The organism is Burkholderia sp. PU8-34, assembly GCF_053427725.1.
Genome location: NZ_JBSAXC010000030.1, coordinates 1 through 24,909, shown reverse-complemented (window position 1 = coordinate 24,909; position 24,909 = coordinate 1). Strand labels below are relative to the sequence as shown.

Sequence of the window (24,909 nt, the reverse complement as noted above, 5' to 3'; positions counted from 1 at the left end):
GACGAGCCCGTCGTCGGACGGGCTCGTGATCGTGCGTGCGGGCTGCGCGCCCGCCTGGCGGCCGCTTATGGCCGCTCAGTGGGTGCTCAGTGGCCGAAGTAGACCGAATCGCGCGGGTTCTGCACCTTCGCGGCCGGAGCGGCGCCCTGGACGACCGGCGCGGCTTGCGCGCCGTAGCCGCTGTTGTCGGCGCCTTGCAGGCGGGCCTGCGCGGCCTGGATGTCGGCCGGATAGTGCGGGCTCGACAGGCCCGGCTTGTAGCCGGCGTTCTCGAGCTGGACCAGCTCGTTGCGCACCTGGGCGCGGGTCACGGTGCTTTGCGCGAATGCGCCGACCGAAGCGGACAGGGCGGTAGCGGCGACGACTGCGTAGACGATCGACTTCATGATGACCTCCGATGTTTTTGGCTCTCCGCGTTCGACGCCATGTCGTAAGCGGTTGAATACATCGTAGGCTTCGGCGTACCTAGGGTAAACGTGGGTTCCGGCGAAAGATAGTTGCACCTGGAGTAATAATTCCCAGCAAAAACCCGTCTGTCCCTAATGATCGTGTCGCGATTTGCGGCGATCGGGCGGCTCAGACGCTGTCTGCGTCCTCGATTTCCTTGCGCTCGCGGCGCTCCTCGTTGCCGCGGCGCGCCCGCAGCCGCTGGCGCGACAGCACGGTGATCACCTGCTGCGTGGAGGCGCCGGTCGGGACTTCGTTGCGGATGCGGTCCGCGACCATCGGCAGGCCCGCGCGCTGCCGGCGCAGCGCGAGCGCGATCGCGCGGCGGCATTCGTCGCCATGGCAATCCCATTCGTCGCGGATTTTCTGGCAATAACGGCATGTGTCCATGGCCGACAGTCTAACGTGTCTTGGCCAACGGCGAGTCCGTGGGCGGCGGTTCAATTGCCCCAGAGGGGCGGACTCATGGTGGTGTCGTAGCGGTCAAACATGATGTTGAAGCTGACGCTCACGCGGGCTTGCGCGCTCGTGTTCGCCGACACCGAATGCGCCAGCCAGGCTGGAAACACCAGCAGCGTGCCTTCGCTGACGGGCAATACCACCTGATCGGTGTTGTAGGCCGTCAACTCCGTGACAGGCGGACGAATGACGGTGGTTTGCGGACGCGGATCATGAAAATTGATCGTGTCGGCGCCCGCTTGCGTGCGCAGGTAATACACGCCGCTCAGAAAGTTGTTCGGATGGCCGTGCATCGCGTGTGTCCCGCCTGGATCCAGTACGTTGACCCAGCATCCGGTAATGTGAAACGGGGCATCGGCGACTTTGAGGAACCTGAGTACGTCGCGTGCGGCCTGGTCGATATGCGCGACCAGCGCAGCGAACTCCGGCCGGTGATGTTGCTGGTGACCGGATTGCCAAGCAGCGCCGGTACGCGTGCCGCCACCGCTGCGGATCAAGCGGTCGACGTACGCGATCAGCTCCCGATCGAGCGGCTCGTAGCACGCCTGCTCGAGCAGACGCCGCCATACGAAGGTCGGGAAAAGTCGGACGATATCCGGGGCCGAGGCTGCCATTGCCGGTTGCGCATCGCGCGGGTCGGGACGCTCATCCATCAATATAGGCGTGGAACCGGCGAGCACGTACTTCTGCTGCTCGTGCTGCCTGTTGCGTTGTCGTATCCGCCGGTTGAATCCGCAGCCGACAGTCGCCTTTCGATATCGAATGGAAGCTCGGCGGCTTGTGCCACGGATCTACTGCGCCGGTGTCGAATCGATCAGCGCGTCGGCCTCGCGTTTCATTGCGTCGGCTTCAGCCGAACGTCGAGTGTGGCTGAGCAGCGTGGCCAGGTTGCGCAACGTGCGTGCTTCATCCTGCCGCCAGGTCAACGGATCGCCGTGTGCAAGCTGGCGGTACAGATCCAGCGCACGGCGCCACGCGTCTTCCGCGTCGCGCGGCCTGCCGGTGCGGCTGTAGAGCACGCCCAGGTTGTTCAGGATGCGCGCTTCGTCAGGCCGATACTCGGAAGGCGTATCGCGCGACAGCGCGTGAACGATCTGCAGCGCCTGCTGATACGCGTGCAGGGCCTTGGCCGGCTGCCGTTCGATGCGGTACAGCACGCCCAGATTGCCGAGCGTGCGTGCCAGGTCGGGCTGGTAAAGCGCGGGGTTTTCGCGGGCGAGCTGTTGGCGGAGGGTCAGCGCTTCCTGGTAAGCATGCTCGGCCTCCGGCAGCCGGTCGCGCGCGCTGTAGAAGTTGCCGAGGTTATTCAGCGTGCTCGCAAGCGCCGGACGCCAGGCGGCGGGGTTGTCACGAACGAGTGCGCGCTGGATGTCGAGCGCTTCGCGATACGCGAGTTCCGCGTCATGCGTGCGCTGTGTCGCGCTGTAGACGATGCCGAGATCGTTGAGCGTCATCGCGACCGCGGGCCGGTACATGGCCGGGTCCTGTCGGGCGAGTGCGCGCTCAAGGGCGAGGGCTTCGCGCCACGCGTCTGCCGCCTCCGGCAGACGTTGCGTGTCGCGGTACAGCGTGGCGAGATCGTCGAAGGTGCGAGCCAAGGCCGGGTCATAGGCCGCAGCATTCACGCGAGCAAGCGCCCAGTAGATTTCGAGCGTGTGCAGCCATGCGGCTTCGGCATCCTTCTGCTGCTGCCGCATCACGTGCAGACTGCCGAGCTTGCCGAGCGTACGCGCGATCGACGGTTGCCACTCGGCCGGCTTCTGCTGCGCAAGCGCCCGATACCGGCTTAGCAGCGCGCGATACACCGGCTCCGCACGCTCGGGCTCGCGCTGCTCGAGCAGTGTGTCGGCGAATGCGGTGGCGATGTCCGCGTCGTCGGGTTGCAGTGCATGCGCCTTCTCCAGGTACGGCAGCGCGTTCCATGGCATGAAGCGAAGCAGTTCGATGCTCGCCGCTTCGTAGTTGCGCGCCGCGGATAGCTGGGCGGTGCCGGGTACGTTGGCCGCGAGCCGCATCAGCAGGGCGGATGCGACTTCCAGATCGAGGCGCCTTGCTGCTTCGTCGAGCTGCAGTTCGGCGGGATCGGCGCTGCGCGTGATCGACAACCTGCGCAGCAAGTCTTCATAGCGTGCGTTCCATTTCGACGCTTCGGCTGCGGGGTCGATATCGGTGCGCGTCCTGATCTGCGATGCGAGGCTTTCGAAGAGGGTTTCGAGGTTGACGAGCGCGGCGTCGATTGCGGGTGCGCCATGGCCTGCCTGCGAGAAGACCGCGTGCAGCATCATGTTGGCCGCTGTCGCCAGCGCGACCCGTTGTGCGGCGGAGAGTCCGTCACGCTTCACCGCGCGGTTCAGGCGTTCAGTGAGACCGGTGATCGCGGGCGCGGAGTCAGCGCAGCGGGTCCGCACTTCGAGTCCGGACTTGACGTCGGCCTCGGAGAACGACGGCACGCAAGCACCCGCCACCTCAGCAGCGGCGCATGCCGTGGACAGCGCGGCCATCGCGATGCCGGACAGAATCTTGCCCGCAGTCATTTCCGGTCAGGTCTGCAGGGGCGCAGACATAGCGTTGCGCGGCGCATCGCTTCGCCTGGAACGCCGCGATGCCATCGCGTGTACTTATTCTAATGAATGCCGTCGAACGATTTCTGCCGTTCGCCGCGGGCTTCGGCGAACGGCAGCTTTCGAGGTCGAGCGGCCCGGCGACGGCAGTTCGTGCGCTGCTGCGTGCAGCGCATGAACCGTCATCAAAGCAGCCGACCAGCCGGATCCGCTGCGCGCAGCGTGCTAGTTGTCGCTGTCGTTCCCTTGATGGTCGTGATCGCGATGATGGAAGCGGAACGCCTTGAACAGATCGCCGATTGCGGGTGCATTGACGGGCACATACGGTTGCGACGACGTCTGCACCGGATTCGGAAGATTGTCGCGGCTGCGCGACGTGATCGGGGCGAGTGACCAGTTGCGTTCGATGAACTTGAGGATCGACACGTGATCGTCGTACTCGTGCACGACGCGTCCGCCTTGCGAATAAGGCGACACGACGATCAGAGGAATGCGCGAACCGTCGCCGAAAAAGTCCACCGGCTGGATGTAGCCCGAGTCATAGTAGCCACCGCCTTCGTCGTTCGTGATGAAGATCGCCGTCGACTCCCACAGCTTCGGCTGGCTCTGGACCGAGTCGACGATCTTGCGCACGAACCCTTCGAACAGGCCGTACTTCGACGACGCCGGGTGTCCGTCGAGGTTTCCGCCCGGCTTGACGAACGACACGGCCGGCAACTTGCCATTTGCAATATCCGCATAGAGGTCCGTCGTGTCCTTGAAGTGCCTGTCGACGGTCTTCTTGTTCGTCATGATCGCCGTTTCGTAAAGGAACGGGTTGCAGATGTTGCAATAGACGCTTGCGCCGCTGATTTTCGGGTCCGAACTCTTGAACGTGTTCCAGCCTTCGCCGTAGTACTTCCAGGAGACGTGTCTCTCCAGCAGCGAGTCGGCAATGGTCCGCACCGGCGACGGCGGAATCGTGAACGCGCTCGTATTGACCGAACCGTCACCGTTATAGCCCGGGTTGTAATTGTTCAGCAGGTAGTACGTGCTCGCTGCGCAGTTCGGGCTCGGGTGATACGGCAGCTTGCCGAGATAGCCGACGATCGCGTCGACGCCCGGTTGCGTCGGGTCCGAGCAGTTGCTGTACGAGCCGCCCGAGTAGCCGTCTTGCGCATACCAGTTGTTGGTACCGGCTTGCGGACGCGGATCTTCGATTTCGTTGGACGCCGGCTTTGCGGCATGCCCCTGGCCGTCAGTGAAGTAAAGCGCGTCGGCCGTGCCCAGCATGATGCTGTTCGCGCCCGTGCCGCCCATCACCGGCTGGTGATAGTTGTCGCTGATCGTGTATTGCTGCGCGAGTGCGGTGAAATACGGCATGTCCTTGCCGTTGTTCACGTTGTAGAAGCCGAGTGCGGTCGAGCCTTCATTGGTCGTCTGGTCAGTGAACGGCGTCGGCTGCGACTTGCCGTTCGAGCCCGCACCGACCGACGTCTCGACCCAGACGAACAGATCGCCGAGACAGCCGCTCGGATTGGCGGTGCTTGCGTGGGCAACGCTGCAGTCCGCTTGCTGCCAGGCCTGATAAAAGCGGTGCACCGGGCTTGCCATGTACTGGTCGTAGTCCGGGCCGACACGTGATATCTGATAGGGACCGTTCGGCAGCACGAACGTGTACGGATTGAAGCGCATATCGACCGATTTCTGCGGCAGGTTCGTCGCGCCCGTGGTCAGGTGCACAAGGTCCTGCGATTCCAGCGCATTGCCTTCGGCGGCGAGCGCCTCCGCGAGCGTCTTGAACGGCGGGCTCGTATCGCTTGCCGCAGTGGGCGCAGTGCCGGTGTTGGGGGCGGGTAGAACGTTATAAGGCGCCTTTCCACCGGGGCTGAGCTCGAAATGCAACGGATCGGTCGCCTGCGCGGTGTATTGCGCGGCATCGGAGAAGTGGGGCCCGGCGCTGCCGTCGTCCTTGATGATGCCCTTGGACAGCAGGTTCGAGACGGTTTGCCCGTTACCGGGCTTGTATGCGCCAAACACCTGATCGAAGGTGCGGTTTTCTCCGACGATCACGATCACGTGCTTGATCGGCGAAACCGTGCGTCCGGTCCCATCGTCATCATGGCGTGACTCGCTTTCGGCGAGGGACGCGAACACTGCGCTCGCGAGCACCAGCGCAACTCCGGTACCGGCCAACGCGACACGGTGCATTGTCCTTCTCATCGATTCTTCCTTCGTTCGCTTCATGACAATCTCCTTGGAAAGGCCGCAACTTTTGGTGCAGATGCGGATACCTCGACGTGCAGCGACTGCGCTGCAGGCTCGGTGATTGATTGCCTGTTACCGAGCGTTACGAGACCATACCGGCCACGTGTGACGAACGAGGGGCGCGCGCATGTCACTGTCGAGTCGATTGAATGAATCAGAAGAAACGCGTTCATACCGTATGACGCATGAAGGAGAGCGAAACAATTTGATCGGATCTATCGCGGGCATTCTTGCGGGAAATCGGGAATACGTGCCGCGTCGGCCGAGGGGGCGGACAATATTTCCGACGTTTGGCGACGCGCCGAGTGCATCACCTAAGTCTGCGAAGAATGGGATGCCTTACGATTCGATGACGGCGGGCACGTCGAGCGTCGGGACGTGTGATGCGATGAATGAAAAGAATTTTCCGGACCCGCGACGAATTACCCTGCGACCAACGTCAAACGTGGGTACGCATCGCGAGAGAGCCCGCCATGGACCAACCGAACGACGCCAACCCGGTCCGCCATTGCGCTGAATCGAGCAGGCGATCCGCCGTGACGGCTACGACGCGTATCGCAGCGCCTGTGCGCGGTGCCGGGGCATCGGGTCGCCGTGTATTGATCCCCGCGGGCTCGAACCCGATTACTAACGCAGGCATCTCGGGAAAACCGCCCGATGTCGAAACCGTTGCACGCGCATCGACTCCAAGTGCGCGCGGCATACGTCGTTGAAACGGGGCGAAGACTTCGGCCGATCCGTCGGTGAGCATCGCGTGCCGTTCGGGATCGTGCGTGTCAGGGCGACACTGGCGTCGACGATCACGCTTGCGACCCGGTCGGCGTCGCTGTCCTTGAAAAGCCTTCGATTACGCCCTAATGTTAAACACATTGCGCCCCGGATCTGTCCCCGGCCGCATGATGACAACGACGGGTGGCGCGATCATGCTCGCGGGGTACGCGCATGATCATCCAGCGCGACATTGTTGCCTCCAGGATCAGCCGAACGAGGACGCCGGTGACGTATCGCAGCGCACTGCTCATCGCCGTACTGGTTGCACCTTGCCTGCGATGGAGTGTGCCGGCGTGGGCGGCCGGGCCGGCCACCGCCCCGGCGCCGGACACGATGGAGGCGCGCGTGTTGGGCTGCGCGGCATGCCACGGCGCGCGCGGCGAGGGCACCGACAACGACTACTTCCCGCGGCTTGCCGGCAAGCCCGCCGGCTATCTGTACCGGCAGTTGCGCGCGTTCCGCGACGGCGGGCGCAAGTACCCGCCGATGAACTACCTGCTTGCGTATCTGCCCGACGCGTACCTGCGTCAGATCGCCGACTATTTCGCTGCGCAGCGTCCGCCGTTCCCGCCAGCCGTGGCGCCCGTCGTCGATGCGCAGGTGCTCGCGCACGGCCAGGCGCTCGTCACCGACGGCAATCATGCGTGCGGCGTGCCTGCCTGCGCGACGTGCCACGGCCGCGAGCTGACCGGCATGGCGCCCGCGATCCCCGGGCTGCTCGGGCTGCACGCGACGTACATCAGCGCGCAGCTCGGCGCCTGGCGCTACGGCACGCGCCGCGCCGCGGCGCCGGACTGCATGCACGACATCGCGACGCGGCTGTCCGAAAGCGACATCACCGCGGTCGCCGCGTGGCTCGCCGCGCAGCCGGCGCCGGCGAACCCGACGCCGGCCGCGGAAGACCGGTCGAGATTGCCGCTCGCGTGCGGCAGCGTGTCCAACTAGCCGGAGACGCGCCGTGACCCGCCTGCGATTCCTCGACACGTTCGCGATCCTGCTGGCCGGCATGACGGTCACGCTCGCCGGCGCGCAGACCGTCCCGCAGACCGTCGCGCAGGTTGCCAATCCCGCCAATCCCGCGTTGCCGACCGACCGCGCGCAATTGCTCGCACGCGGCGAGTACCTGGCCCGCGCGGGAGACTGCATCGCGTGCCACACGGTGCCGGCCGGCAAGCTGTTCGGCGGCGGCCGGCCGATGGAAACGCCGTTCGGCACGCTCTATTCGTCGAACATTTCGTCGGACAAGGCGACGGGCATCGGCGCCTGGACCGCCGACGACTTCTATCAGGCGATGCACGAAGGCAAGTCGCGCGACGGTTCGTATCTGTATCCCGCGATGCCGTTCGCGTCGTACACGAAAGTCACGCGCGCGGATTCCGACGCGATCTTCGCGTACCTGCTGTCGGTGCCGCCGATCCATCAGCCGAACCGGCCGCACGAGCTGGGCTTCCCGTTCAACCAGCGTCAACTGCTGCTCGGCTGGCGCACGCTGTTCTTCCGCCAGGGCGAGTTCAAGCCCGATCCCGCGCAATCGGCCGAATGGAACCGCGGCGCCTATCTCGTCGAAGGGCTCGGCCATTGCACGATGTGCCATACCGAGATCAACGCGCTGGGCGGCAATACGCGGTCGAAGGAGTTCCAGGGCGGCCTGATTCCGCTGCAGCAGTGGTATGCGCCGTCGCTGACGTCGAACCGCGAGGCCGGGCTCGGCGAATGGAGCATCGGCGACATCGTCGACCTGCTGAACGCGGGAGTGTCGAATCGCGGCGCGGTCTACGGGCCGATGGCCGAGGTCGTCTACGACAGCTTCCAGTATCTGAACGAGGACGACGTGCGCGCCGTCGCGGTCTACCTGAAATCGCTGCCCGGGCGTTCCGGCGAAATCGACACCGCGCCGGCGCCGCCGACCGTGACCGAGGAGACCAACCGGCTGGCGCCGCTCGGGCACAAGATCTACGAAGCGCAATGCGCGCTGTGCCATGCGAAGGAAGGGCAGGGCATGCCGCCGCATTTCCCGCCGCTCGCGAACAACCAGTCGATCCAGATGACGTCGGCGGTCAATCCGATCCGCATGGTGCTGAACGGCGGCTATGCGCCCGGCACGCGCAAGAATCCGATGCCGTATGGGATGCCGCCGTTCGCGCAGTCGCTGTCGGACGAGGAGGTCGCGGCCGTCGTTACGTTCATCCGCACCGCGTGGGGCAATCACGGCAAGCCGGTGAGCGCGAAGGAAGTCAACGCGCTGCGCTCGGCGCCGATCTTCTGAGGACACGATGATGCATACACCCGCTTCGCACGGCGGCGCCTCCGAACAGGAATCCGAACGCGTCGACGAGATCGTGCGGCACGGCCCGCGCGGCGCGATCGCGCTGGCGGGCACCGCGACGGCGATCGTCGTCGCGATCTGGTTCGCGTTCTATTTCCTGGTGTTCCTGCCGCGCGGCGTCATCCAGTAACGCGGGTCATCATGACGAACTCATCCGTTCAGCACCGTCCCGACTCCGCCGAGGTCGCCGCCCGCGTCGAGCGGCGCTGGGCGGCCGTGATGCTGGGCATCGTCGCGGTGTTCGTCTGCGTGGTCATCTTCACCGGCCTGCACTGGGCGATGATGCCGCCGTCGCGCGTCGAGACGATCCGGCCGGAATCGCTGCACGTGTCGGGCGAATTCGTCGAAAGCAATCTCGGCAGCGCGCTCGAGCCGGACGGCTCGGTGACGGTGCGCATCGTCGCGCAGCAGTATTCGTTCACGCCGCAGTGCGTGCTGGTGCCGGCCGATACGCCGATCACGTTCCGGGCGACGAGTGCGGATGTCGTGCACGGCTTCCTCGTGACGGACACGAACATCAACTCGATGGTGGAGCCCGGCTACATCGCGACGTTCCGCACTCGCTTTCCCGAACCCGCCGATCACTTGATGCCGTGCCACGAGTATTGCGGCACGGGGCATCAGGGCATGTGGGCGCACGTGAAGGTCGTCGACAAGGCCGCGTTCCAGCAGATGGCCGCCCATTCGCGGAGACTGAGCTGTGTTAAATAGCAAACGCCTCGTGCTCGCGCATTTCTGGCTCGCGTTCATCACGTTCGGCGTCGCGCTGCCGCTCGGCGCGTGGCAGATGATCGTGCGCAGTCCGCTGCATGCGTGGCTGCGCGATCCCGAGCTCTACTATCGATCGGTGACCGAGCACGGCACGGTGATGGGCTACGTGTTTCCGACGCTGATCGCGATGGGGTTCGGCTACGCGGTGACGGAGCTCGCGCTGAAGCGCCCGCTCGTTGGCGTGCGCTGGGCCTGGGGCGGGCTCGCGCTGGTCGCGCTCGGCGCCGTGGCGGCGAGCGTGCCGGTGGCGATGGGGCGCGCGTCGGTGCTGTATACGTTCTATCCGCCGATGATCGGCAATGCGTTCTACTACATCGGCGTCGTGCTGGTCGTCGTCGGCTCGTGGATATGGGTCGCGCTGATGTCGATCAATCTTGCCGCGTGGAAGCGCGACCATCGCGGCGAGACGGTGCCGCTCGCGATGTTCGCGAGCGTGGCGGGTGCGTACCTGTGGGGCTGGACCGCCGTGGGCGCGGCGCTCGAGGTGCTCTTCCAGATCCTGCCGGTGGCGCTCGGCTGGCGCACGACCATCGACGCGGGGCTCGCGCGCGTGTTCTTCTCGTGGACGCTGCACGCAATCGTCTACTTCTGGCTGATGCCGGCGTATATCGCGTACTACACGATCATTCCGCGCGCGATCGGCGGGCGGCTGTACAGCGACGCGATGGCGCGCATCTCGTTCATCCTGTTCCTCGTCGTGTCGATGCCGATCGGTTTGCATCACCTGTTCGTCGATCCGCAGGTCGGGGCCGGCTTCAAGTTCCTGCAATCAGTGTTCACGTCGCTGGTCGCGGTGCCGACGCTGCTAACGGTGTTCACGATCAGCGCGTCGGTCGAGATCGCCGCGCGGCTGCGCGGCGGCAAGGGCGCGTTCGGCTGGCTCAGGGCGCTGCCGTGGGACAACCCGCAGATGCTCGCGCTGGCATTCTCGTTCGTGATGCTCGGCTTCGGCGGCGCGGGCGGCCTCATCAACATGAGCTACCAGCTCGACGCGACCGTCCACAACACGCAGTGGATCACCGGGCATTTCCACCTGATCTTCGCGGGGGCGATCGTCACGATGTATTTCGCGATCGCGTACGACCTGTGGCCGCATCTGACCGGGCGCGCGCTGACGAACTGGCGCCTGATGCGCTGGCAACTGTGGCTGTGGTTCATCGGCATGATCGTCACGACGTTTCCGTGGCACTGGGTCGGCATCCTCGGCATGCCGCGCAGGATGGCCTATTACGACTATGCCGACCCGGCGATCGCGGCGCAGGCGGTGTGGGTCGTGATGTCGGCGATCGGCGGGCTCATTCTCGTGGCGTCGGCGGTCCTGTTCTTCGTCGTGCTGATCCAGGGGCATCGCGCACCGCGCAGCGAGCCCGAAGCGTACCGCTTCAGCGCGCCGGTGCACGAGACGCCGACGGTGCCCGTCGCGCTGAACGGCTTCGCGCTTTGGCTCACGCTGATGATCGGTCTCACGATCGTCAACTACGGCTATCCGATCGTGCAATTGATTGCGCGTGACGATACGTCGGTTCCGGCGATCATGATCGGAGCGCGGCGATGAGCGACGAACGCCTGTTCTCATTGCGCAACCCGTGGTTCCGGGTGAGTGCCGGCGCGGCAATCGGTGTCGCGCTGGTTTCTGCCGTGATCGGGTTCGTGTGGCTGCCCTCGGTGCAGCCCGATGCGCAGTTCCGGGGTGTATGGAACGCGATCTGCAGCGCCGCCGGCGTGCCGCGCAAGTGGCTCACCGGCGGGGACGACACGGTGATGCCGGCCTATCCTGTCAGCCGCGTCGAAGTGACGCCGCAGTTGCTGTCGGACGCGACGCGGCTGTCGGTCGGCCGCGGCGCGACGCTGTCGCTGCGCTGCACGATGTGCCACGGCGAGAAGGGGATGAGCAATGCGAACTCGCCGAACCTGGCCGGCCAGTATGCGATCGCCGTGTACAAGCAGTTGCAGGATTTCGCGAACGGCGCGCGGCGGAACGCAGTGATGTCGCCGATGGTGCGCGGGCTCGGCGATCAGGACATGCGCGACCTGGCCGCGTATTACGCGTCGTTGCCGCGCCCGGCGCCGCAGCGTGCGGGCGATGCGGTCGCGCCGGACATCGTCGTGCGCGGCGCGCCGATGCGCAACATTGCCGCTTGTGCCGCCTGCCATGGCGGGATCGATCACCAGACGGGCAGTCCGTGGCTCGGCGGCCTGCCGGCCGCTTATACGAAAGCGCAGTTGCTCGATTTCGCGAGCGGCGCACGCCGTAACGACACGTCCGAACAGATGCGCAACATCGCGCGCAACATGACGCCGGACGAAATCGCGGCGGCGGCGAACTGGTACGCGGGGGCAACGCGCTGACGGCACGTGTCGGGTCGATGCGGTCCATCGCCGGCGCGGACGGCCAGGCACAGGCCGTGCGCCGCTCACCACCCGATCCGGTGCTTCTCCTCGGTCTCGCGATGCCGCAGATCGTCGTCCGTGTGCAGGTACTGGCTCGTCGTGGTCAGCGACATGTGGCCGAGGTTGTCGCGCACGATGCGCAGGTCGACTTGTCCGTCGGCCATGTGCGAGCCCGCGCTGTGCCGCAGCCAGTGCGCGGACGCCTGTTCGAGCACGCGCGCCTGTTGCTCGCCCGTGTCGCCCTGCGCGCGCATCCGGTCGGCCGCCTGCCCGAATACGTTCTTCACGATCGTGTGCAGCGCCGCGCGCGTGAGCGGCTTGCGCGCGTGCCCGACCGGCAGCACGAGTGGCGTGTCTTCGCCGGCGCTCGGCAGCGCGGGCAATTGGTGCGCGCGCCGGTAGCGCGACAACTCGGCCATCATCTCGTCGGTGGCCGGCACGAGCCGCTGCCGGCCGCCCTTGCCGGTCACGTCGAGCCACCAGCGGTCGCGCCCTTCGGCGTCGCGCCGGCAGAAGAACTGTCCCATCGTGGTGTCGGCCGCTTCGGTGATCCGCAGCCCGCCGAGATACAGCAGCGTGAAGACCCAGCGTGCGCGATCGTAGTGAAAGCGCGCCCGCGCATCGTCGCGCGGCATCGCGTCGATCGCGTCCTTGACCGACTGCCACAGCGCGGGCCCGAGATGGCGCGTGACGCGCGGCGCGGGCTTGCGCATCCGCTGCCGCGACAGCGACAACGGATTGCCGGCGAGATACCCGGCCTGCACGAGCCATGAGAACATCACGTTCAGAATCACCAGCGCCTGCCGCTGGCTGGCCGCCGACAGCGGCCCGTAGAACGGCCGCCAGCGCGGGTCGCCGCGCGGATGCTTGCGCCCGCCGTTCGCGCACCACACGTCGGCCGGCGCGGGCGCGAGCAGGAATTGGTGGTAGGCGATCAGGTCCTCGTGCGTCAGCGACGACAGCGGCTTGCCGCACGCGATCACGGCCCACAGCAGCAGGCGTTCGGCTTCCTTCCGGTAGTTCTGGAACGTGGTCGGCGTATCGACGAAGCGCGCGAGCCACGCGCGCACGGCGTCGAGGTCGTTCGCAGCCGCGATCTGCGGGTGGCCGCCGCGCGAGCGATTGGTGCCGGCGCGGCCGTCGAGCGCGGCGGGCACGGTCAGCGCGTCGATCGGAAGCGGGCGCAGCGCGGAGTCGGTCGGAACGGGCGAGGTCATGCGAATGGGATTACCGCGCGTGCCCCGACGCGGCCGCTTGCTGCGGTTCGCGCACGTCGAGCCGGCGGAACACGAACGCGGACAACAGCGTGACGACGCCGACGCACACGAACGCGAACATGAAGCCGCGCGATGCCGAGCCCGTGTGCGCCGAGAACAGGTTCACGAGCCCGCCGCCGATCGACACGCCGAGGCCCATCGCGAGCATCTGCATCATCGTGAACAGGCTGTTGCCGCTTGCGGCGTCGGCGTGCGACAGGTCCTTCAGCGTCACGCTGTTCATCGCCGCGAACTGCATCGAGTTGGCCGCGCCGAACACGACGAGCAGCGCGCCTTCCAGCAGTGGCGCGGGCTGCACGGACACGAGCGCGAACCCTGCAATGGTCACGCCGATGATCGCCGTGTTGACGACGAGAAACGACGGATAGCCGAAGCGCTTCACGAGCGGCGCGATCTGGCGCTTCGAGCACACGCCCGCGATCGCGGCCGGCAGCAGCATCAGCCCGGAGCGCAGCGGCGTATAGCCGAGCTGCACCTGCATCAGCAGCGGCAGCATGAACGGCACCGCGCTCGTGCCGATCCGGCACAGCAGGTTGCCCAGCAGCCCGGCGCCGAAGTTCGGCTCGCGGAACAGCCCGAGCCGGAACAGCGGCCGGGTGCGTGCGCGGGCGTGCGGCAGGTACGCGAGCGCGCTGGCGACGCCGAGCGCCGCGAGGCCCGCCGACCAGCCGCCGCGATGCGCGCTCATCGGCGGATCGATCGCGAGCGACAGCGCGATCATCGCGACCGACAGCAGCACGCAGCCGACGAAGTCGAACGGCGGCGGCTGCGTCGCATGATCGTGCTCGAGATAGCGCTGCACGGCGACGAAGCCGATCGCGCCGACGGGCACGTTGACGAGAAACACCCAGTGCCACGACACGGCCTGCGTAAGCCAGCCGCCCATCGTCGGCCCGACGATCGGGCCGATCTGCGCTGCGATCGACACGAACGCGAGCGCCGACACGTACTGTTCGCCCGGCACGCGGCGCAGCACCGCGAGCCGGCCGATCGGCAACAGCATCGAGCCGCCGACGCCCTGCAGCGCGCGCGCGGCGACCAGCTGGTCGAGCGAATGCGCGGCCGCGCAGCAGATCGAGCCGAGCACGAACAGCACGATCGCGGTGGAGAACACGCGGCGCGTGCCGAAGCGGTCGGCGAGCCAGCCGGACGCGGGGGTGAGCATCGCCATCGTCAGCGTGTAGGCAACGACCACGGGCTGCATCGCGAGCGGCGACGTGTGCAGGCTCTGTGCGATCGAAGGCAGCGCGGTATTGACGATCGTCGTATCGAGCGCCTGCATGAAGAACGCCGAGGCGACGATCCACAGCAGCGCGGTGTGTGAGGAGTTACGGGGCATGACGAGGTACGGGGAAGCGCGGCGGGCCGGCCGAATGCGTCGCGCCAAACGCGGCATCGCGGCCGGCGCGCGCGGGCCGCGGCTGACGCGTCGGCGGCACCGACGGCATCGGCCGGCCCGAATGAATCTGCAGTGCCCGATGGTAACGATTCCAGCGCCTGTCGGGAAGCCCTCGGCGCATCGGACGGCATCGCGCCCGTCGCGCTGTCCGGCGTGCCGTGGCCGCAAGAACGCCGAAAGCCGCACGGGCTCAACGCATCGTACGGCTTTCGGCAGCGGCGGCGATTCGCGCGCCGCTAGATCGCCACGGTCACCGGCGCAATCGCGGCCGGGTCCGTGATGCCCGGCTTGCCGGTCTCGACGTGCCCCGCGATGCGGCGCACCCACTGCGCGTTGCCGGCGACCGCGAACTGCAGGTCATACCACTGGCTGCTGCACGACAGGTCCCAGTGTGCCTCGATGCTCTGGCCGGGCGGAACCGTCAGCGTGCGCGCGGGCTGGCCGTACGCGACGTCGGTCGCCGTCACCGTCAGCGGGCTCGCGCTCGCGTTGGAGATCGTCACGTAGACGTTGCCGTTCGCGACGTCGTAGCACGCGGTGATGTCAGGCCTGGCGCCGGCGTCTGCGGCTGCCGAGCCCGCAAAGCGCCGGAAATAACCGTTCGGGCCCCAGACGCTCACCAGGTATTGGCCGTTCGCGTCGAGCGCCCATGTATCGGTCAGCTGCTTGCCGGCTTCGACGGTGTAGCGGCGCGGCATCGCGGTCGGGTCGCCCGTGTACGCCCAGAAATGCGCGCCTTGCGTGCCGGTGTTCGCGAACGTCAGCGCGTAGCCTTGTGCCTGAAGCTGGCCCGTGACGTGCAGCTCGTACGGCAGCGGGCGCGCGGGCCGGGTGCCGGGCTCCTGCGCCGTCACGACCTGCTGCGCGGTGCTCGCGGGCGCGGTGAGCGACGTTGCGCGCGAGCATTGCATGTCCGCCTGCGCGACGTACGTCTGCGTGCTGGGCAGCGCCGGCACGGCCGGGTCCGGCTTCGAGAAGTCGAACGCCGACGTCAGGTCGCCGCAGATCGCGCGACGCCACGGCGACAGGTTGGTCTCGACCACGCCAAAACGCTTCTCGATGAATTGCAGCACCGACGTGTGATCGAAGACCTGCGAGCACGCGAAGCCGCCTTTCGACCACGGCGACACGACGAACATCGGTACGCGCGGCCCGAGACCGTACGGCAGGTTGTCGGCGGTATACGTGCCGGCCTGCGTCGCGGTCACGACGTTGTGACGCTCGAGCGACACGTCGACCGTGCTCATGCCGGAACCCGGCAGCGTCGGCGCCTGCGGCGGCACCACGTGGTCGAAGAAGCCGTCGTTCTCGTCGTACATGACGAACAGCACGGTCTTGCTCCACACGTCGGGATTCGACGTCAGCGCGTCGAGGATCGTCGACAGGTAGTACGCGCCGTAGAGCGGCGTGAATTTCGGGTGCTCAGAATACGCGGCGGGCGGCAGCAGCCACGACACCTGCGGCAGCGCGTTCGCTTGCACGTCGGCCTTCAGCTGCGCGAGCGTGCGCGTGCTCATCCCGCGTGCCTGCAGCGACGAACCGGCCGGCGCGTTCACGAAATTCTGGAAGCAGGCCAGCATGTTCGTGCCGTAGTTGCCGTTGAAGTTGTCGAAGCCGGTGCCCTGCTGGTAGATCTGCCACGAGATGCCGGCCTTTTCGAGCCGCTCCGGATACGTGGTCCAGCTGAAGGGCGGCAGCTTGATCTTGTCGAACTGGTTGTCGATGTAGTCGGTGTTGTCGAGGAGCGGGCCGCCGCCCGTGCCGAGCGGATCGACCATGCCCGTCATCAGGTACATCCGGTTCGGGTGCGTGTTGCCCGGAATCGAGCAGAAGTAGTTGTCGCACACCGTGAATGCATCCGCGAGTGCGTAATGGAACGGAATGTCGTCGCGGACGTGGTAGCCCATCGTCATGTTGGTCTTCTGCGCGGCCCATTGGTCCGCGCGGCCGTTGTCGATCGCGCCGTGCGTCGTCGCCCACGTGTGCGGCAGGCCGCCGATGCACTGCGCGTTGACCGACGGATTCGTCGTGTCGTAGCGGAACGGCGCGATCACTTTCGTCGCGTCTTCCTGGCGCGGCTGGAACCACACCGGCTTGCCGTTCGGCAGCGTGACGGGGAAGCGGTCGTTATAGCCGCGCACGCCGCTCAGATGCCCGAGGTAGTGATCGAACGACCGGTTTTCCTGCATGAACACGACGATGTGCTGCACGTCCTGGATCGTGCCGGTGACGGCATTCGGCTCGATCGCGAGCGCCCTGCGGATCGATTCGGGAAACAGGGCCGTGGCCGCTGTCGCGCCGGCGAGGCCGGCCGAGAATTTCAGAAAATCGCGTCGCGAGTGGGTGACCATGTGAGTAGCGCTGAATGTGAGTTCGGGTTGGGGCTGCCGGGATCAGTGCGCGGGCGGCGTGAAACCCGGCGGGCAGCGCATCTGCGCGTTGGCGACGGTGCCGCCGCCGCACATGGCCTTCGGTTGCGGCGGGGTGTCCGACGTCAGGTCGTCGCCGCACGCGCCGAGCAGCGCGGTCAGCGCGAGCACTCCGGCGAGTGCGACGGGCCGCAGGTCCGGCGTTCGCATAGCGTTTCTCCGTGGAAAGGGGCGACGCGGACAGGGGGCCGCGCGGGCGGCATCGAACCGCCGCGGAGAATTTAGTTTCGGCTTGTTACATGTCGATGTCGCGATGCGCACGGCGATCGTGCGAGGCGAGGCGAGGCGGCGCCGGCATGCAGGCGCGCGGACGTTGCGGCGGCAGGCCGGCCGGAGCAGGCGCGACGTGTCCGTGCCGGCCTTGCGACGATCGTGGCGGGCGCGATCGTCAGAAATCCGAATCAGGCGACGAACGTGACCGAGAGGCTGCCAAGCGCGCCGAATCGCACGGTCAATGCCTGATCGAGCGGTACGTCGATTGCACCCGCATACGATCCGGTCGTCACGATCTGGCCGGCCCGAACGGCTTCGCCGCGCGCGGCGAGGAAATTGACGAGCCATACCAGCGGCTTGAACGGATGCCCGTCCGGATGGCGGCCTTCGATCGAACGGGCGAGGCCCCCCTGGAACTCGAGCGCGATCGTGTCGAGCGTCGCATCCAGGCCGTCGGCCACCACCGGCCCGACGCACAGCCCCTGGTTGAACTGCCCGTCCGCGAGCAATTCCGGCACGCTCGCGCGCGACGGATCCGCGTAGCGGCAGCCGAGCACCTCGAGCACGATGTGCACTTCGCGAATCGCGCCGCGCACGTCGTCCTCGTCATACGGGCGCTCGCGCGGCGGCAGGTCGCGGTCGAGCACGAACGCGATCTCCGGTTCGATCCGCAGCGTCGGCGCATCGGCGACGACGCGCATCGTGCCGCCTGCCGCGTGGATCGTCGGCGCGAAGATCGGCGCGACGACGACGCGTCCGGCCGGCGGCAGCGCGCATTTCCAGCCGCCGACCGGCTCGCCGAGCAAGTCGACGACGCGGCGCTGGATCGCGAGCGCCGTGTCGATATCGTCGGGGCGGCAGTCATCGGGCAGCAGCGGGCCGGCAACGCCGGCGCGACGGGCCGCGATCAGATGGCGCGCGGCGGCATCCACGCGTTCGGGGGTGTGGGTCATGGCGTGTTTGGGGAATGAAAGGCAGGGCTGCGGGCGCGTTCGCGAAGGAAGGCAACGGGATCGATGATAGCGCCTTCGTCGCGTATTGAGCCAGTCAGGAGCCAGTCAGGGCCGGGCGGGTGTCGCCGAACGAATTCGCGGCCTCGGCAAGCGGGAAGCGCGGCAGGACCTGCCGCGCTTCCCTCGGTCGTCACGCGCCGGAACGGCGTTAAGCGGCGGTCGATTCCCGATGGACCGGATAGTCGATGTAGCCGCGTCCGTCCCCGCCGTAGAACGTCGTGCGGTCGTAGCGCGTCAGCGGTGCGCCGGTTCGCAGCCGTTCCGGCAGATCGGGGTTCGAGATGAACAGGCGGCCGAACGCGACCAGATCGGCGTGACCGTCCACGAGGATCTGCTCCGCGTTGTCGCGCGTGAAACCGCCGGCGGCGACGATGGTGCCGTTGAAGCGTTTGCGCAGGTCCTTCGCCGACACGTCGTGTTCGCTCGTATCCGTGTTCTCCTCGTTGCCGCGAATTCGCGGCTCGATCACGTGCAGGTACGCGAGATCGTAGTCGTTCAGGCGCTGCGCGACATACCCGAAGGTCGCATGCGGATCGCTGTCGGACATCGTGCCGTACGAACCGCTCGGCGACAGGCGCACCGCCACACGGCCGGGCCCCCAGACGGACACCACCGCGTCGACCACTTCGAACAGGAAGCGCGCGCGGTTCTCGAGCGATCCACCGTACGCGTCGGTTCGATCGTTCGACCCGTCGAGCAGGAACTGATCGAGCAGATAGCCGTTCGCTGCATGCAGTTCGACGCCGTCGAACCCGGCTTCCTTCGCGAGCCGCGCACCGTGGCGGAACTGCTCGACGATGCCCGGGATTTCGTGGAGTTCGAGCGCACGCGGCTCGACGAGCTCGGCCTCGGCGATCGCGCCGCTCTCGTCGCGAATGGCCGCATATTCGAGCGAGCGCCGCGCGGACGGCGCGACCGGCGTGACGCCGCCCGTATTCGCCGGATGCGCCTGGCGGCCCGCATGCCAGAGCTGCAGGAAGATGCGCGCGCCCTTCGCGTGAACCGCATCGACGACACGCTTCCAGCCGTCGACCTGCGCATCGGTATAGATTCCCGGTGCGTCGACATACGCGATCGCGAGCGGCGAGATGGCCGTCGCGTCCGTGATGAGCAGACCGCCTTCGGTTGCACGTTGCGTGTAGTACTCGACCATCAGGTCGCCCGGCACGTTGCCCGGTGCGGTGCGCATGCGGGTCAGCGGGGCCAGCACGACACGGTGCTGGATGGCGTAGGGACCGATGTTGGTCGGATTGAACAGCTTGCTCATGATGCCCTCCTCGGAGCGGGTGACTGGTTGGGATCATGGTCGCCGCAAACCCCCGTCTCCAGAAGACGCGCCGGCGCAATAAAAGCCATTCCTGCACGGAATGGCGGGGCTTGCGCGGCAGGCGCAGGAGCCGGATCCCGATGCCCATGGCCGTCGTCGTATTGCGGCAGGATCGGGTACGGCCGTTGCCGCCATCGTTCGCGCGCGATAATCGGGATCGCACCGGTTTCGCGGCATGCGCGAGCCGGACGCCCGATCCGATTCGCTCACCGATCATGACCCTCCAATCCGACTGGCTCAGCCGCTTCATGTCCCTCGTGACGGTCACGGGAATGCTCGAAATCCGCTGCGCGTTCGGCGCGCCGTGGGCGATTGCGTACGAGCAGTCGCCGGCGCGCGAGATTCCGTATCACGTCGTGCTGCGTGGCCGCGCGCTTCTTGAAGACCCCGACGACGGAGCGGTTCGCGAGCTGGGTAGCGGAGACATCGCGCTGCTGCCGCACGGCTCGGCGCACGTGCTGCACGACGGCAGCGGCCTGCCGCCGGTGCCGGCCGTCAAGCGTCCGGCCGGCCACGTGTTCGTCGGCGAGAACGCCGGGACGGGCGAGCGGCTGGACATGTTGTGCGGACGTTTCTTCGTTGCGCCGCCGCATGACCGGCTGATACGGCGCCATCTGCCGTCCACGCTGGTCGTGCGGGCGGCAGACGGGCGCGACCCGGCGCACGGGTTGGCCGCGTCGTCGCGCTTGACTGCGCTGGTGGAACTGATGCGCGCGGAATCGGTGGAGCCGAATCTTGGCGGGCTGGCGATCCTGAACGCATTGTCGTCGGCACTGTTCGCGCTGACCTTGCGGGCGGCCAGCGAATCCGGCCCGGCCCCGACCGGCCTGCTGGCGCTGGCGGGCCATCCGCGGCTCGCGCCGGCGATTGCCGCGATGCTCGACGATCCCGCGAAGCCGTGGACGCTGCCCGAACTCGCCGACATGTGCAGCATGTCGCGCGCGACGTTCATGCGTCACTTCCAGACGAAGCTCGGGCGCTCGGCCATCGACCTGCTGACGGACATCCGGATGAGTGTGGCCGCGAATGAGCTGAGGCGGCCGGCGGCGACGGCGGAGACCGTCGCGAGCACGGTCGGCTATCAGTCGGTGTCCGCGTTTCGGCGGGTCTTCACGCGCTGGATGGGGATGACGCCGGGCGACTGGCGGCGTCAGGCGTTCGATGCCGCACCGGATGCGGTCGAGCCGGACGATTGAGCGGAGCGTGGCGCCGCCGTCCGCAGCAGGCCGCCGGCGTTCGATGCTGGAGCGGATGCGGTCGAGCCGGACGGTTGAGCGGAGCGTGACGCCGCCGTCCGTCCGGCCGCAGCAGGCTTGCGGCGCTCACACCTGCGCGAGCCCGCCGTCGACGAACAGTTCGATGCCTGCCACGTAGCTGCTGTCCTCCGACGCGAGAAAGAGCGCGGCGGCGGCCAGTTCCTCCGGCCGTCCGACCCGGCCGAGCGGTGTGGCGGCCGCGAACTTTGCGCGGAGCGCGTCCGCTTCCGCAGCCGTCTTCACCTGGCTGTCGATGATCGGCGTATCGATCGCGCCGGGGCTGATCGCATTCACGCGGATCCCGCGCCCCTTGAGTTCGACGGTCCAGGTCCGGGCGAGCGAGCGGACCGCGGCCTTGGCCGCGCTGTACGTGTCGTGCGCGGCAAGGCCCATCACGCCCGCGACCGAACTCGTCAGAATGACGCTGCTGCCGTCGCGCAGCAGCGGCAGCGCTTTCTGCACGGTGAAGATCAGGCCGCGCACATTGACATCGAACGTCCTGTCGTAGTGCTCGGGCGTGATCTCGTCGAGCGTCTTGTGTTCGACCGCCCCCGCATTGGCGAACAGCACGTCGATCTGCCCGCGCGTGTCGCGGACGATCGCATACAGGCGGTCGAGATCGTCGAGCCGCGTGACGTCTGCGCTGACGGCCGTCACGTTGCGACCGATGGCCGCTGCTGCCTGGTCGAGTTCGGCCTGACGCCGGCCGACGATGAAGACATGTGCACCTTCGTCGACGAAGCGCTTCGCGGTGGCGAGACCGATGCCGCTGTTTCCGCCGGTGATGACCACGGTCTTGTCGAGCAATCTGTTCATGATGATGACCCTGAAGGTGAGTGGGTGAACGAAGATCAGAACGGTGCCTTGCCGATCGACGCACCACCGTCGACATAGAGCGTCTGTCCGGTGATGAAGCCTGCGTCGTCCGACAGCAGGAACGCGATCGCAGCCGCGATTTCGTCGGGCTGGCCGAAGCGTCCCATCGGCACCGCGGACAGATAGCGCTGCTCGCCAACGCTCCCCGGTGCATTGTTGGCCCGGAACAGTTCGGTTTCCGTGGGGCCCGGCGCAACCGCATTGACCGTGATGCCCGTGCTCGCGAGCTCGAGCGCCCACGATCGCGAGAAACTCACGAGCGCGGCCTTGGCCGCTGCATACGCGGTGCGCTGCACGATGCCGAGCACGGTGAGGCTCGAGATGTTGACGACGCGCCCCCAGCGGCGCTCGCGCATGCCGGGCAGCAGCGCCTGCACGGTCTGCAGGGCCGGGTGCAGGTTCAGTGCGAACACGTCGTCGAGATCGCCGAGCGTGACGTCGCCGAGATACTGGGGGCGCACGAGGCCGACGTTGTTGACGACGCCGTCGATCGCATGGCGTCCGGCGAGGTCTTTCAGCGCGGCCTCGGTCGCCCGGCTGTCGGCGAGATCGACGCGAACGAGTTCGCCGGGAAAATCCGCGCCGTCGCGAGCGACGCCGATGACGCGATGGCCGGTGCGCACGAGGCGCTCGGAGAGGGCGCGTCCGATGCCTTTGGTCGCGCCGGTGATCAGGAAGGTGCGTGCGGTCATGGAAGACTCCGGAGGGACCGGGAGCGAACGGCCGCACCGCCGGATGCGGCACGGCCGTGGCCACCGGTCAGACGTTGACGGCCTTTTCGAGGACGGGGAACATTTCCGACGGATCGGGACGATGCGTGTAGTCGGGATTTACTTCGGAGTACAGCACGATGCCGTCCTGGCCGATCACGTAGCGCGCGGGCATCGGCAGCGTCCAGCTCGGGTCGTTGTTGAACGCGGGCAGGTCGTTCTTCAGCATCTTGTACAGGTCGACCAGATAGTCGGGCAGGTTGAAGCGCAGGCCGAATGCCGCGCCCGTCTCGCCCTGCTCGTCGCTCAGCACCGGAAAGCCCAGCTTGTTCGTGCGCACGGACTTGCGGCTGTTGACGGCGGTTTGCGGCGAAATCGCGACCACGTTCGCGCCGAGCGCCTGGATCTGCGGAAGCGCTTCGTTCAGCGCCTGCAGTTCGAGGTTGCAGTACGGGCACCAGACGCCGCGATAGAACGTGACGACGAGCGGCCCCTTGGCCAGCAGGTCGGCCGACGACACGATGTTGCCTTCCTGGTCCTTCAGCGTGAATGTCGGCGCGCGGTCGCCGGCCTTGATCGCACGTGCGGCCTGGCCGCTCGCGATGAGTTCGGCTGTGGCGCGCTCCATGATCGGGTGGATTTCGGGCGGCGCGTAGTACGGCGGCTTGCCCGCCTTGAAGTCGGCCTTGAAGGCGTCGAGTTTGTCCTGGAGTGACATGGTGGATCTCCGCTGGTAGGTGGAAGCCGGTGTTTCCGGCCGGCGAGCGATCGGCTCGTCGTGGAATCCATCTTCCGGAAACCCGCGTCGTGCCGGTAGCCGGCAGCGGCGAATAGCTTCCATTCCTCGCAGGCATGGCGCGCCTGTGCCACGCGACGGCGCGCAGGCGCGCCATCGACGCCCGATGCAGGCGCCGGCGGCGCATGTCGCTTACTTCACCGGCGGAAAATCGACGGTCGTATCGTTGATGCGGTTGAACGTATTGGTGAAGATCGTCAGCGCGATCGCCAGCGAGATTTCCGCGAGCTGAGCGTCGGTATAGCCGGCGGCGCGGATCGCGGCGAACTCCGCGTCGGTGATCGTGCCGCTCGTGCGCTGCAGGTTCAGCACGAAGCGGATCAGCGCGTCGCGCTTCGCGTCGCCGGTCGGCTGTCCGGCGCGGATCGCGTGCAGCGCGTCGGCGGACAGGCCAACCATCTTGCCGAGCATGTGGTGCGCGGCGACACAATAGTCACACCCTGTATCGGTGCTGACCAGCAGCTTGATCGTCTCGAGATCCTGCTTGCTCAGCGAGCCGCCGGCGAGCGCGCCTTCGGCATTGAGCACGGCCGACAGCGCACGTGGCGCGAGATGGCCGACAGTGGCGAACAGATTGGGAACGGCGCCGCCGGCGATCTTGCGGACCTGCGCATAGACGTCGGCGGTGGCGCCCGTGGCGGTTTCGATGGCGGGGATTTCGATGCGGCTCATGGTCTGGCTCCTGGGTGGGTAGTCGATGCCCGGGGAATCGGGTGACTCCACTTTAGGTGCATGACGTGATCCCGATAAGCCCGGACAGGCTCAACTTCGTGCCCGAAAGGATCATCTCGAGTTGAGCCGTTCGACCCCGATAGTCAGGAGCAGGCGGCGGGCGCGTTCCCGCATCGAAGCGTTCGCGCTGTGGCACGCGAGGTTGACCGGAGAGGCAGGCCGGTCTGCTGCGCATGGCGCAGGCCGGCGTCATGCTGTCCGATTACGCGACGCTGATGGTGGAAATCCTGAAAGGCAATGCGCGCCCGGAAGCTGCGGAAGTCTATGCGCGGTCGACATGCCGTGCGCCTCGCTCGTCGGGCAGATTGCACTGGCCTGCAGGAAGCAGGCAGGGTGCCCGCGGGCGTGACGCCGCCGGCGCGAATTGCGCCGGCGTGCGTGAAGACGATGTTGGATCAGCTGCTTACGAGCCCCACACCTGCATTTCGTAGAGCGAGTAGCCCCACTGCGTCGCGCGCTTGGTGCCGTACATCCGGACATAGCGGCCACGGCCGTTGAGATTCGGCAGCGTGACGTGGGTGTATGAGCCACCGTTGCTGGTCGAATAGATCGTCGTCCAGTTCACGTTGTCGTTCGACGTCTGGATCTGATAGACGAGCGCGCCGGCGTCCCAGTAAAGATCCACGTGATCGATGTTCTTCACCGCGCCGAGATCCACTGAGATCCATTGCGGATCGACGCCGGTGCCTTCCGGCGAGTCCCAGCGCGTGCTGGCGGTATTGCCGTCGAACGCCTTGTCGGGCGTCATCGACGCGTTGTAGCTGGCCGATGCGGCAGCGGGGTGCCCTTGCGACAGCAGCGTGATCTGGTTCGCAGCCGGGCCGCCGTAGTAGCTCGACCCGAGCTTGGCCTTCGTCGTGTCGGCGTTCACGCCGAACTGCGACAGGCTCCAGCGCTGGCCGGTCGTC

The 24,909-nt window shown here is 67.0% G+C and carries 23 protein-coding genes; 7 read left to right on the top strand and 16 right to left on the bottom strand.

The features are described from left to right. Nucleotides 1–86 precede the first annotated feature (86 nt). The 5 genes from ACV22Z_RS34780 to ACV22Z_RS34760 all read right to left on the bottom strand — a co-directional run bounded on the left by ACV22Z_RS34780 (nucleotide 87) and on the right by ACV22Z_RS34760 (nucleotide 5,657). Nucleotides 87–386 carry a DUF4148 domain-containing protein gene (locus ACV22Z_RS34780; protein ID WP_448080779.1) on the bottom strand — a complete coding sequence of 100 codons (300 nt, stop codon included), beginning with the start codon at nucleotides 384–386 and terminating at the stop codon, nucleotides 87–89. A gap of 190 nt (nucleotides 387–576) precedes the next feature. Beyond that, complete coding sequence (locus ACV22Z_RS34775; protein ID WP_448080778.1) at nucleotides 577–837, bottom strand: hypothetical protein; 261 nt, start codon at nucleotides 835–837, stop codon at nucleotides 577–579. A gap of 50 nt (nucleotides 838–887) precedes the next feature. Next, on the bottom strand, nucleotides 888–1,586 hold the full coding sequence (locus ACV22Z_RS34770; RefSeq protein WP_448080777.1) for a TIGR02466 family protein: 699 nt from the start codon (nucleotides 1,584–1,586) through the stop codon (nucleotides 888–890). 111 nt (nucleotides 1,587–1,697) lie between these two features. Continuing rightward, entirely contained in the window at nucleotides 1,698–3,440 is a 1,743-nt protein-coding gene (locus tag ACV22Z_RS34765) for a tetratricopeptide repeat protein (protein ID WP_448080776.1), read from the bottom strand. A gap of 252 nt (nucleotides 3,441–3,692) precedes the next feature. Beyond that, nucleotides 3,693–5,657 carry an alkaline phosphatase family protein gene (locus ACV22Z_RS34760; RefSeq protein WP_448080796.1) on the bottom strand — a complete coding sequence of 655 codons (1,965 nt, stop codon included), beginning with the start codon at nucleotides 5,655–5,657 and terminating at the stop codon, nucleotides 3,693–3,695. Nucleotides 5,658–6,818: 1,161 nt separating this feature from the next. Here ACV22Z_RS34760 and ACV22Z_RS34755 point away from each other — a divergent pair. From ACV22Z_RS34755 to ACV22Z_RS34730, 6 genes are all read left to right on the top strand, one after another. Next, nucleotides 6,819–7,430, top strand: a complete 612-nt coding sequence (locus tag ACV22Z_RS34755) for a c-type cytochrome (RefSeq protein WP_448080795.1) — start codon at nucleotides 6,819–6,821, stop codon at nucleotides 7,428–7,430. A 61-nt stretch (nucleotides 7,431–7,491) separates the two neighbouring features. Beyond that, nucleotides 7,492–8,751, top strand: coding sequence for a c-type cytochrome (locus ACV22Z_RS34750; RefSeq protein WP_448080794.1), 1,260 nt, complete (start codon nucleotides 7,492–7,494; stop codon nucleotides 8,749–8,751). Nucleotides 8,752–8,761: 10 nt separating this feature from the next. Beyond that, nucleotides 8,762–8,941, top strand: a complete 180-nt coding sequence (locus ACV22Z_RS34745; protein WP_448080775.1) for a hypothetical protein — start codon at nucleotides 8,762–8,764, stop codon at nucleotides 8,939–8,941. Between the two features lie 11 nt (nucleotides 8,942–8,952). Then, nucleotides 8,953–9,522, top strand: coding sequence for a cytochrome C oxidase subunit II (locus ACV22Z_RS34740; protein WP_448080774.1), 570 nt, complete (start codon nucleotides 8,953–8,955; stop codon nucleotides 9,520–9,522). Further along, nucleotides 9,512–11,137: a b(o/a)3-type cytochrome-c oxidase subunit 1 gene (locus ACV22Z_RS34735; protein WP_448080773.1), complete on the top strand. Its 1,626-nt coding sequence runs from the start codon at nucleotides 9,512–9,514 to the stop codon at nucleotides 11,135–11,137. The genes ACV22Z_RS34740 and ACV22Z_RS34735 overlap by 11 nt, the downstream gene beginning before the upstream one ends. Next, on the top strand, nucleotides 11,134–11,931 hold the full coding sequence (locus tag ACV22Z_RS34730; RefSeq protein ID WP_448080772.1) for a c-type cytochrome: 798 nt from the start codon (nucleotides 11,134–11,136) through the stop codon (nucleotides 11,929–11,931). Before ACV22Z_RS34735 ends, ACV22Z_RS34730 begins: the two co-directional genes overlap by 4 nt. A gap of 65 nt (nucleotides 11,932–11,996) precedes the next feature. On the opposite strand, the gene ACV22Z_RS34725 is transcribed toward ACV22Z_RS34730, so the two are convergent. The 6 genes from ACV22Z_RS34725 to ACV22Z_RS34700 all read right to left on the bottom strand — a co-directional run bounded on the left by ACV22Z_RS34725 (nucleotide 11,997) and on the right by ACV22Z_RS34700 (nucleotide 19,571). Further along, nucleotides 11,997–13,190, bottom strand: coding sequence for a tyrosine-type recombinase/integrase (locus tag ACV22Z_RS34725; protein WP_448080771.1), 1,194 nt, complete (start codon nucleotides 13,188–13,190; stop codon nucleotides 11,997–11,999). A gap of 10 nt (nucleotides 13,191–13,200) precedes the next feature. Beyond that, on the bottom strand, nucleotides 13,201–14,589 hold the full coding sequence (mdtD, locus tag ACV22Z_RS34720) for a multidrug transporter subunit MdtD (protein ID WP_448080770.1): 1,389 nt from the start codon (nucleotides 14,587–14,589) through the stop codon (nucleotides 13,201–13,203). 296 nt (nucleotides 14,590–14,885) lie between these two features. Continuing rightward, the gene (locus ACV22Z_RS34715; protein WP_448080769.1) at nucleotides 14,886–17,000 is read right to left on the bottom strand and encodes a phosphocholine-specific phospholipase C; all 2,115 of its coding nucleotides are present in this window, start codon (nucleotides 16,998–17,000) and stop codon (nucleotides 14,886–14,888) included. A gap of 42 nt (nucleotides 17,001–17,042) precedes the next feature. Then, the gene (locus ACV22Z_RS34710) at nucleotides 17,043–17,228 is read right to left on the bottom strand and encodes a hypothetical protein (protein WP_448080768.1); all 186 of its coding nucleotides are present in this window, start codon (nucleotides 17,226–17,228) and stop codon (nucleotides 17,043–17,045) included. Nucleotides 17,229–17,479: 251 nt separating this feature from the next. Continuing rightward, nucleotides 17,480–18,244 carry a 2-keto-4-pentenoate hydratase gene (locus tag ACV22Z_RS34705; RefSeq protein ID WP_448080767.1) on the bottom strand — a complete coding sequence of 255 codons (765 nt, stop codon included), beginning with the start codon at nucleotides 18,242–18,244 and terminating at the stop codon, nucleotides 17,480–17,482. A 208-nt stretch (nucleotides 18,245–18,452) separates the two neighbouring features. Continuing rightward, the gene (locus ACV22Z_RS34700; RefSeq protein WP_448080766.1) at nucleotides 18,453–19,571 is read right to left on the bottom strand and encodes an alkene reductase; all 1,119 of its coding nucleotides are present in this window, start codon (nucleotides 19,569–19,571) and stop codon (nucleotides 18,453–18,455) included. A 275-nt stretch (nucleotides 19,572–19,846) separates the two neighbouring features. Between ACV22Z_RS34700 and ACV22Z_RS34695 the strand changes: the two genes are divergently transcribed. Then, nucleotides 19,847–20,827: a cupin domain-containing protein gene (locus ACV22Z_RS34695; protein WP_448080765.1), complete on the top strand. Its 981-nt coding sequence runs from the start codon at nucleotides 19,847–19,849 to the stop codon at nucleotides 20,825–20,827. Nucleotides 20,828–20,953: 126 nt separating this feature from the next. On the opposite strand, the gene ACV22Z_RS34690 is transcribed toward ACV22Z_RS34695, so the two are convergent. The 5 genes from ACV22Z_RS34690 to ACV22Z_RS34670 all read right to left on the bottom strand — a co-directional run. After that, nucleotides 20,954–21,703 (bottom strand): SDR family NAD(P)-dependent oxidoreductase, encoded by a 750-nt coding sequence (locus tag ACV22Z_RS34690; protein WP_448080764.1) that lies wholly within the window; start codon nucleotides 21,701–21,703, stop codon nucleotides 20,954–20,956. Nucleotides 21,704–21,738: 35 nt separating this feature from the next. Beyond that, a complete protein-coding gene (locus tag ACV22Z_RS34685) occupies nucleotides 21,739–22,455 on the bottom strand; it encodes an SDR family oxidoreductase (protein ID WP_448080763.1) in 717 nt (238 codons plus the stop codon). A 67-nt stretch (nucleotides 22,456–22,522) separates the two neighbouring features. After that, nucleotides 22,523–23,191 carry a peroxiredoxin-like family protein gene (locus tag ACV22Z_RS34680; RefSeq protein ID WP_448080762.1) on the bottom strand — a complete coding sequence of 223 codons (669 nt, stop codon included), beginning with the start codon at nucleotides 23,189–23,191 and terminating at the stop codon, nucleotides 22,523–22,525. A 210-nt stretch (nucleotides 23,192–23,401) separates the two neighbouring features. Beyond that, complete coding sequence (locus tag ACV22Z_RS34675; RefSeq protein ID WP_448080761.1) at nucleotides 23,402–23,941, bottom strand: carboxymuconolactone decarboxylase family protein; 540 nt, start codon at nucleotides 23,939–23,941, stop codon at nucleotides 23,402–23,404. Between the two features lie 463 nt (nucleotides 23,942–24,404). Then, nucleotides 24,405–24,909, bottom strand: a 505-nt coding sequence (locus ACV22Z_RS34670) for a discoidin domain-containing protein (protein ID WP_448080760.1), incomplete at its 5' end; no start/stop codon positions are given.

Excerpts from the sequence above, each read along its gene's own strand:
- ACV22Z_RS34685 (WP_448080763.1), bottom strand. The coding sequence starts at position 22,455 with ATGACCGCACGCACCTTCCTGATCACCGGCGCGACCAAAGGCATCGGA.
- ACV22Z_RS34730 (WP_448080772.1), top strand. The coding sequence starts at position 11,134 with ATGAGCGACGAACGCCTGTTCTCATTGCGCAACCCGTGGTTCCGGGTG.
- ACV22Z_RS34705 (WP_448080767.1), bottom strand. The coding sequence starts at position 18,244 with ATGACCCACACCCCCGAACGCGTGGATGCCGCCGCGCGCCATCTGATC.
- ACV22Z_RS34700 (WP_448080766.1), bottom strand. The coding sequence starts at position 19,571 with ATGAGCAAGCTGTTCAATCCGACCAACATCGGTCCCTACGCCATCCAG.
- ACV22Z_RS34715 (WP_448080769.1), bottom strand. The coding sequence starts at position 17,000 with ATGGTCACCCACTCGCGACGCGATTTTCTGAAATTCTCGGCCGGCCTC.
- ACV22Z_RS34675 (WP_448080761.1), bottom strand. The coding sequence starts at position 23,941 with ATGAGCCGCATCGAAATCCCCGCCATCGAAACCGCCACGGGCGCCACC.
- ACV22Z_RS34690 (WP_448080764.1), bottom strand. The coding sequence starts at position 21,703 with ATGAACAGATTGCTCGACAAGACCGTGGTCATCACCGGCGGAAACAGC.
- ACV22Z_RS34755 (WP_448080795.1), top strand. The coding sequence starts at position 6,819 with ATGGAGGCGCGCGTGTTGGGCTGCGCGGCATGCCACGGCGCGCGCGGC.
- ACV22Z_RS34765 (WP_448080776.1), bottom strand. The coding sequence starts at position 3,440 with ATGACTGCGGGCAAGATTCTGTCCGGCATCGCGATGGCCGCGCTGTCC.
- ACV22Z_RS34710 (WP_448080768.1), bottom strand. The coding sequence starts at position 17,228 with ATGCGAACGCCGGACCTGCGGCCCGTCGCACTCGCCGGAGTGCTCGCG.
- ACV22Z_RS34695 (WP_448080765.1), top strand. The coding sequence starts at position 19,847 with ATGACCCTCCAATCCGACTGGCTCAGCCGCTTCATGTCCCTCGTGACG.
- ACV22Z_RS34745 (WP_448080775.1), top strand. The coding sequence starts at position 8,762 with ATGCATACACCCGCTTCGCACGGCGGCGCCTCCGAACAGGAATCCGAA.
- ACV22Z_RS34680 (WP_448080762.1), bottom strand. The coding sequence starts at position 23,191 with ATGTCACTCCAGGACAAACTCGACGCCTTCAAGGCCGACTTCAAGGCG.
- ACV22Z_RS34760 (WP_448080796.1), bottom strand. The coding sequence starts at position 5,657 with ATGCACCGTGTCGCGTTGGCCGGTACCGGAGTTGCGCTGGTGCTCGCG.
- ACV22Z_RS34775 (WP_448080778.1), bottom strand. The coding sequence starts at position 837 with ATGGACACATGCCGTTATTGCCAGAAAATCCGCGACGAATGGGATTGC.
- mdtD (WP_448080770.1), bottom strand. The coding sequence starts at position 14,589 with ATGCCCCGTAACTCCTCACACACCGCGCTGCTGTGGATCGTCGCCTCG.
- ACV22Z_RS34780 (WP_448080779.1), bottom strand. The coding sequence starts at position 386 with ATGAAGTCGATCGTCTACGCAGTCGTCGCCGCTACCGCCCTGTCCGCT.
- ACV22Z_RS34750 (WP_448080794.1), top strand. The coding sequence starts at position 7,492 with ATGACGGTCACGCTCGCCGGCGCGCAGACCGTCCCGCAGACCGTCGCG.
- ACV22Z_RS34725 (WP_448080771.1), bottom strand. The coding sequence starts at position 13,190 with ATGACCTCGCCCGTTCCGACCGACTCCGCGCTGCGCCCGCTTCCGATC.
- ACV22Z_RS34740 (WP_448080774.1), top strand. The coding sequence starts at position 8,953 with ATGACGAACTCATCCGTTCAGCACCGTCCCGACTCCGCCGAGGTCGCC.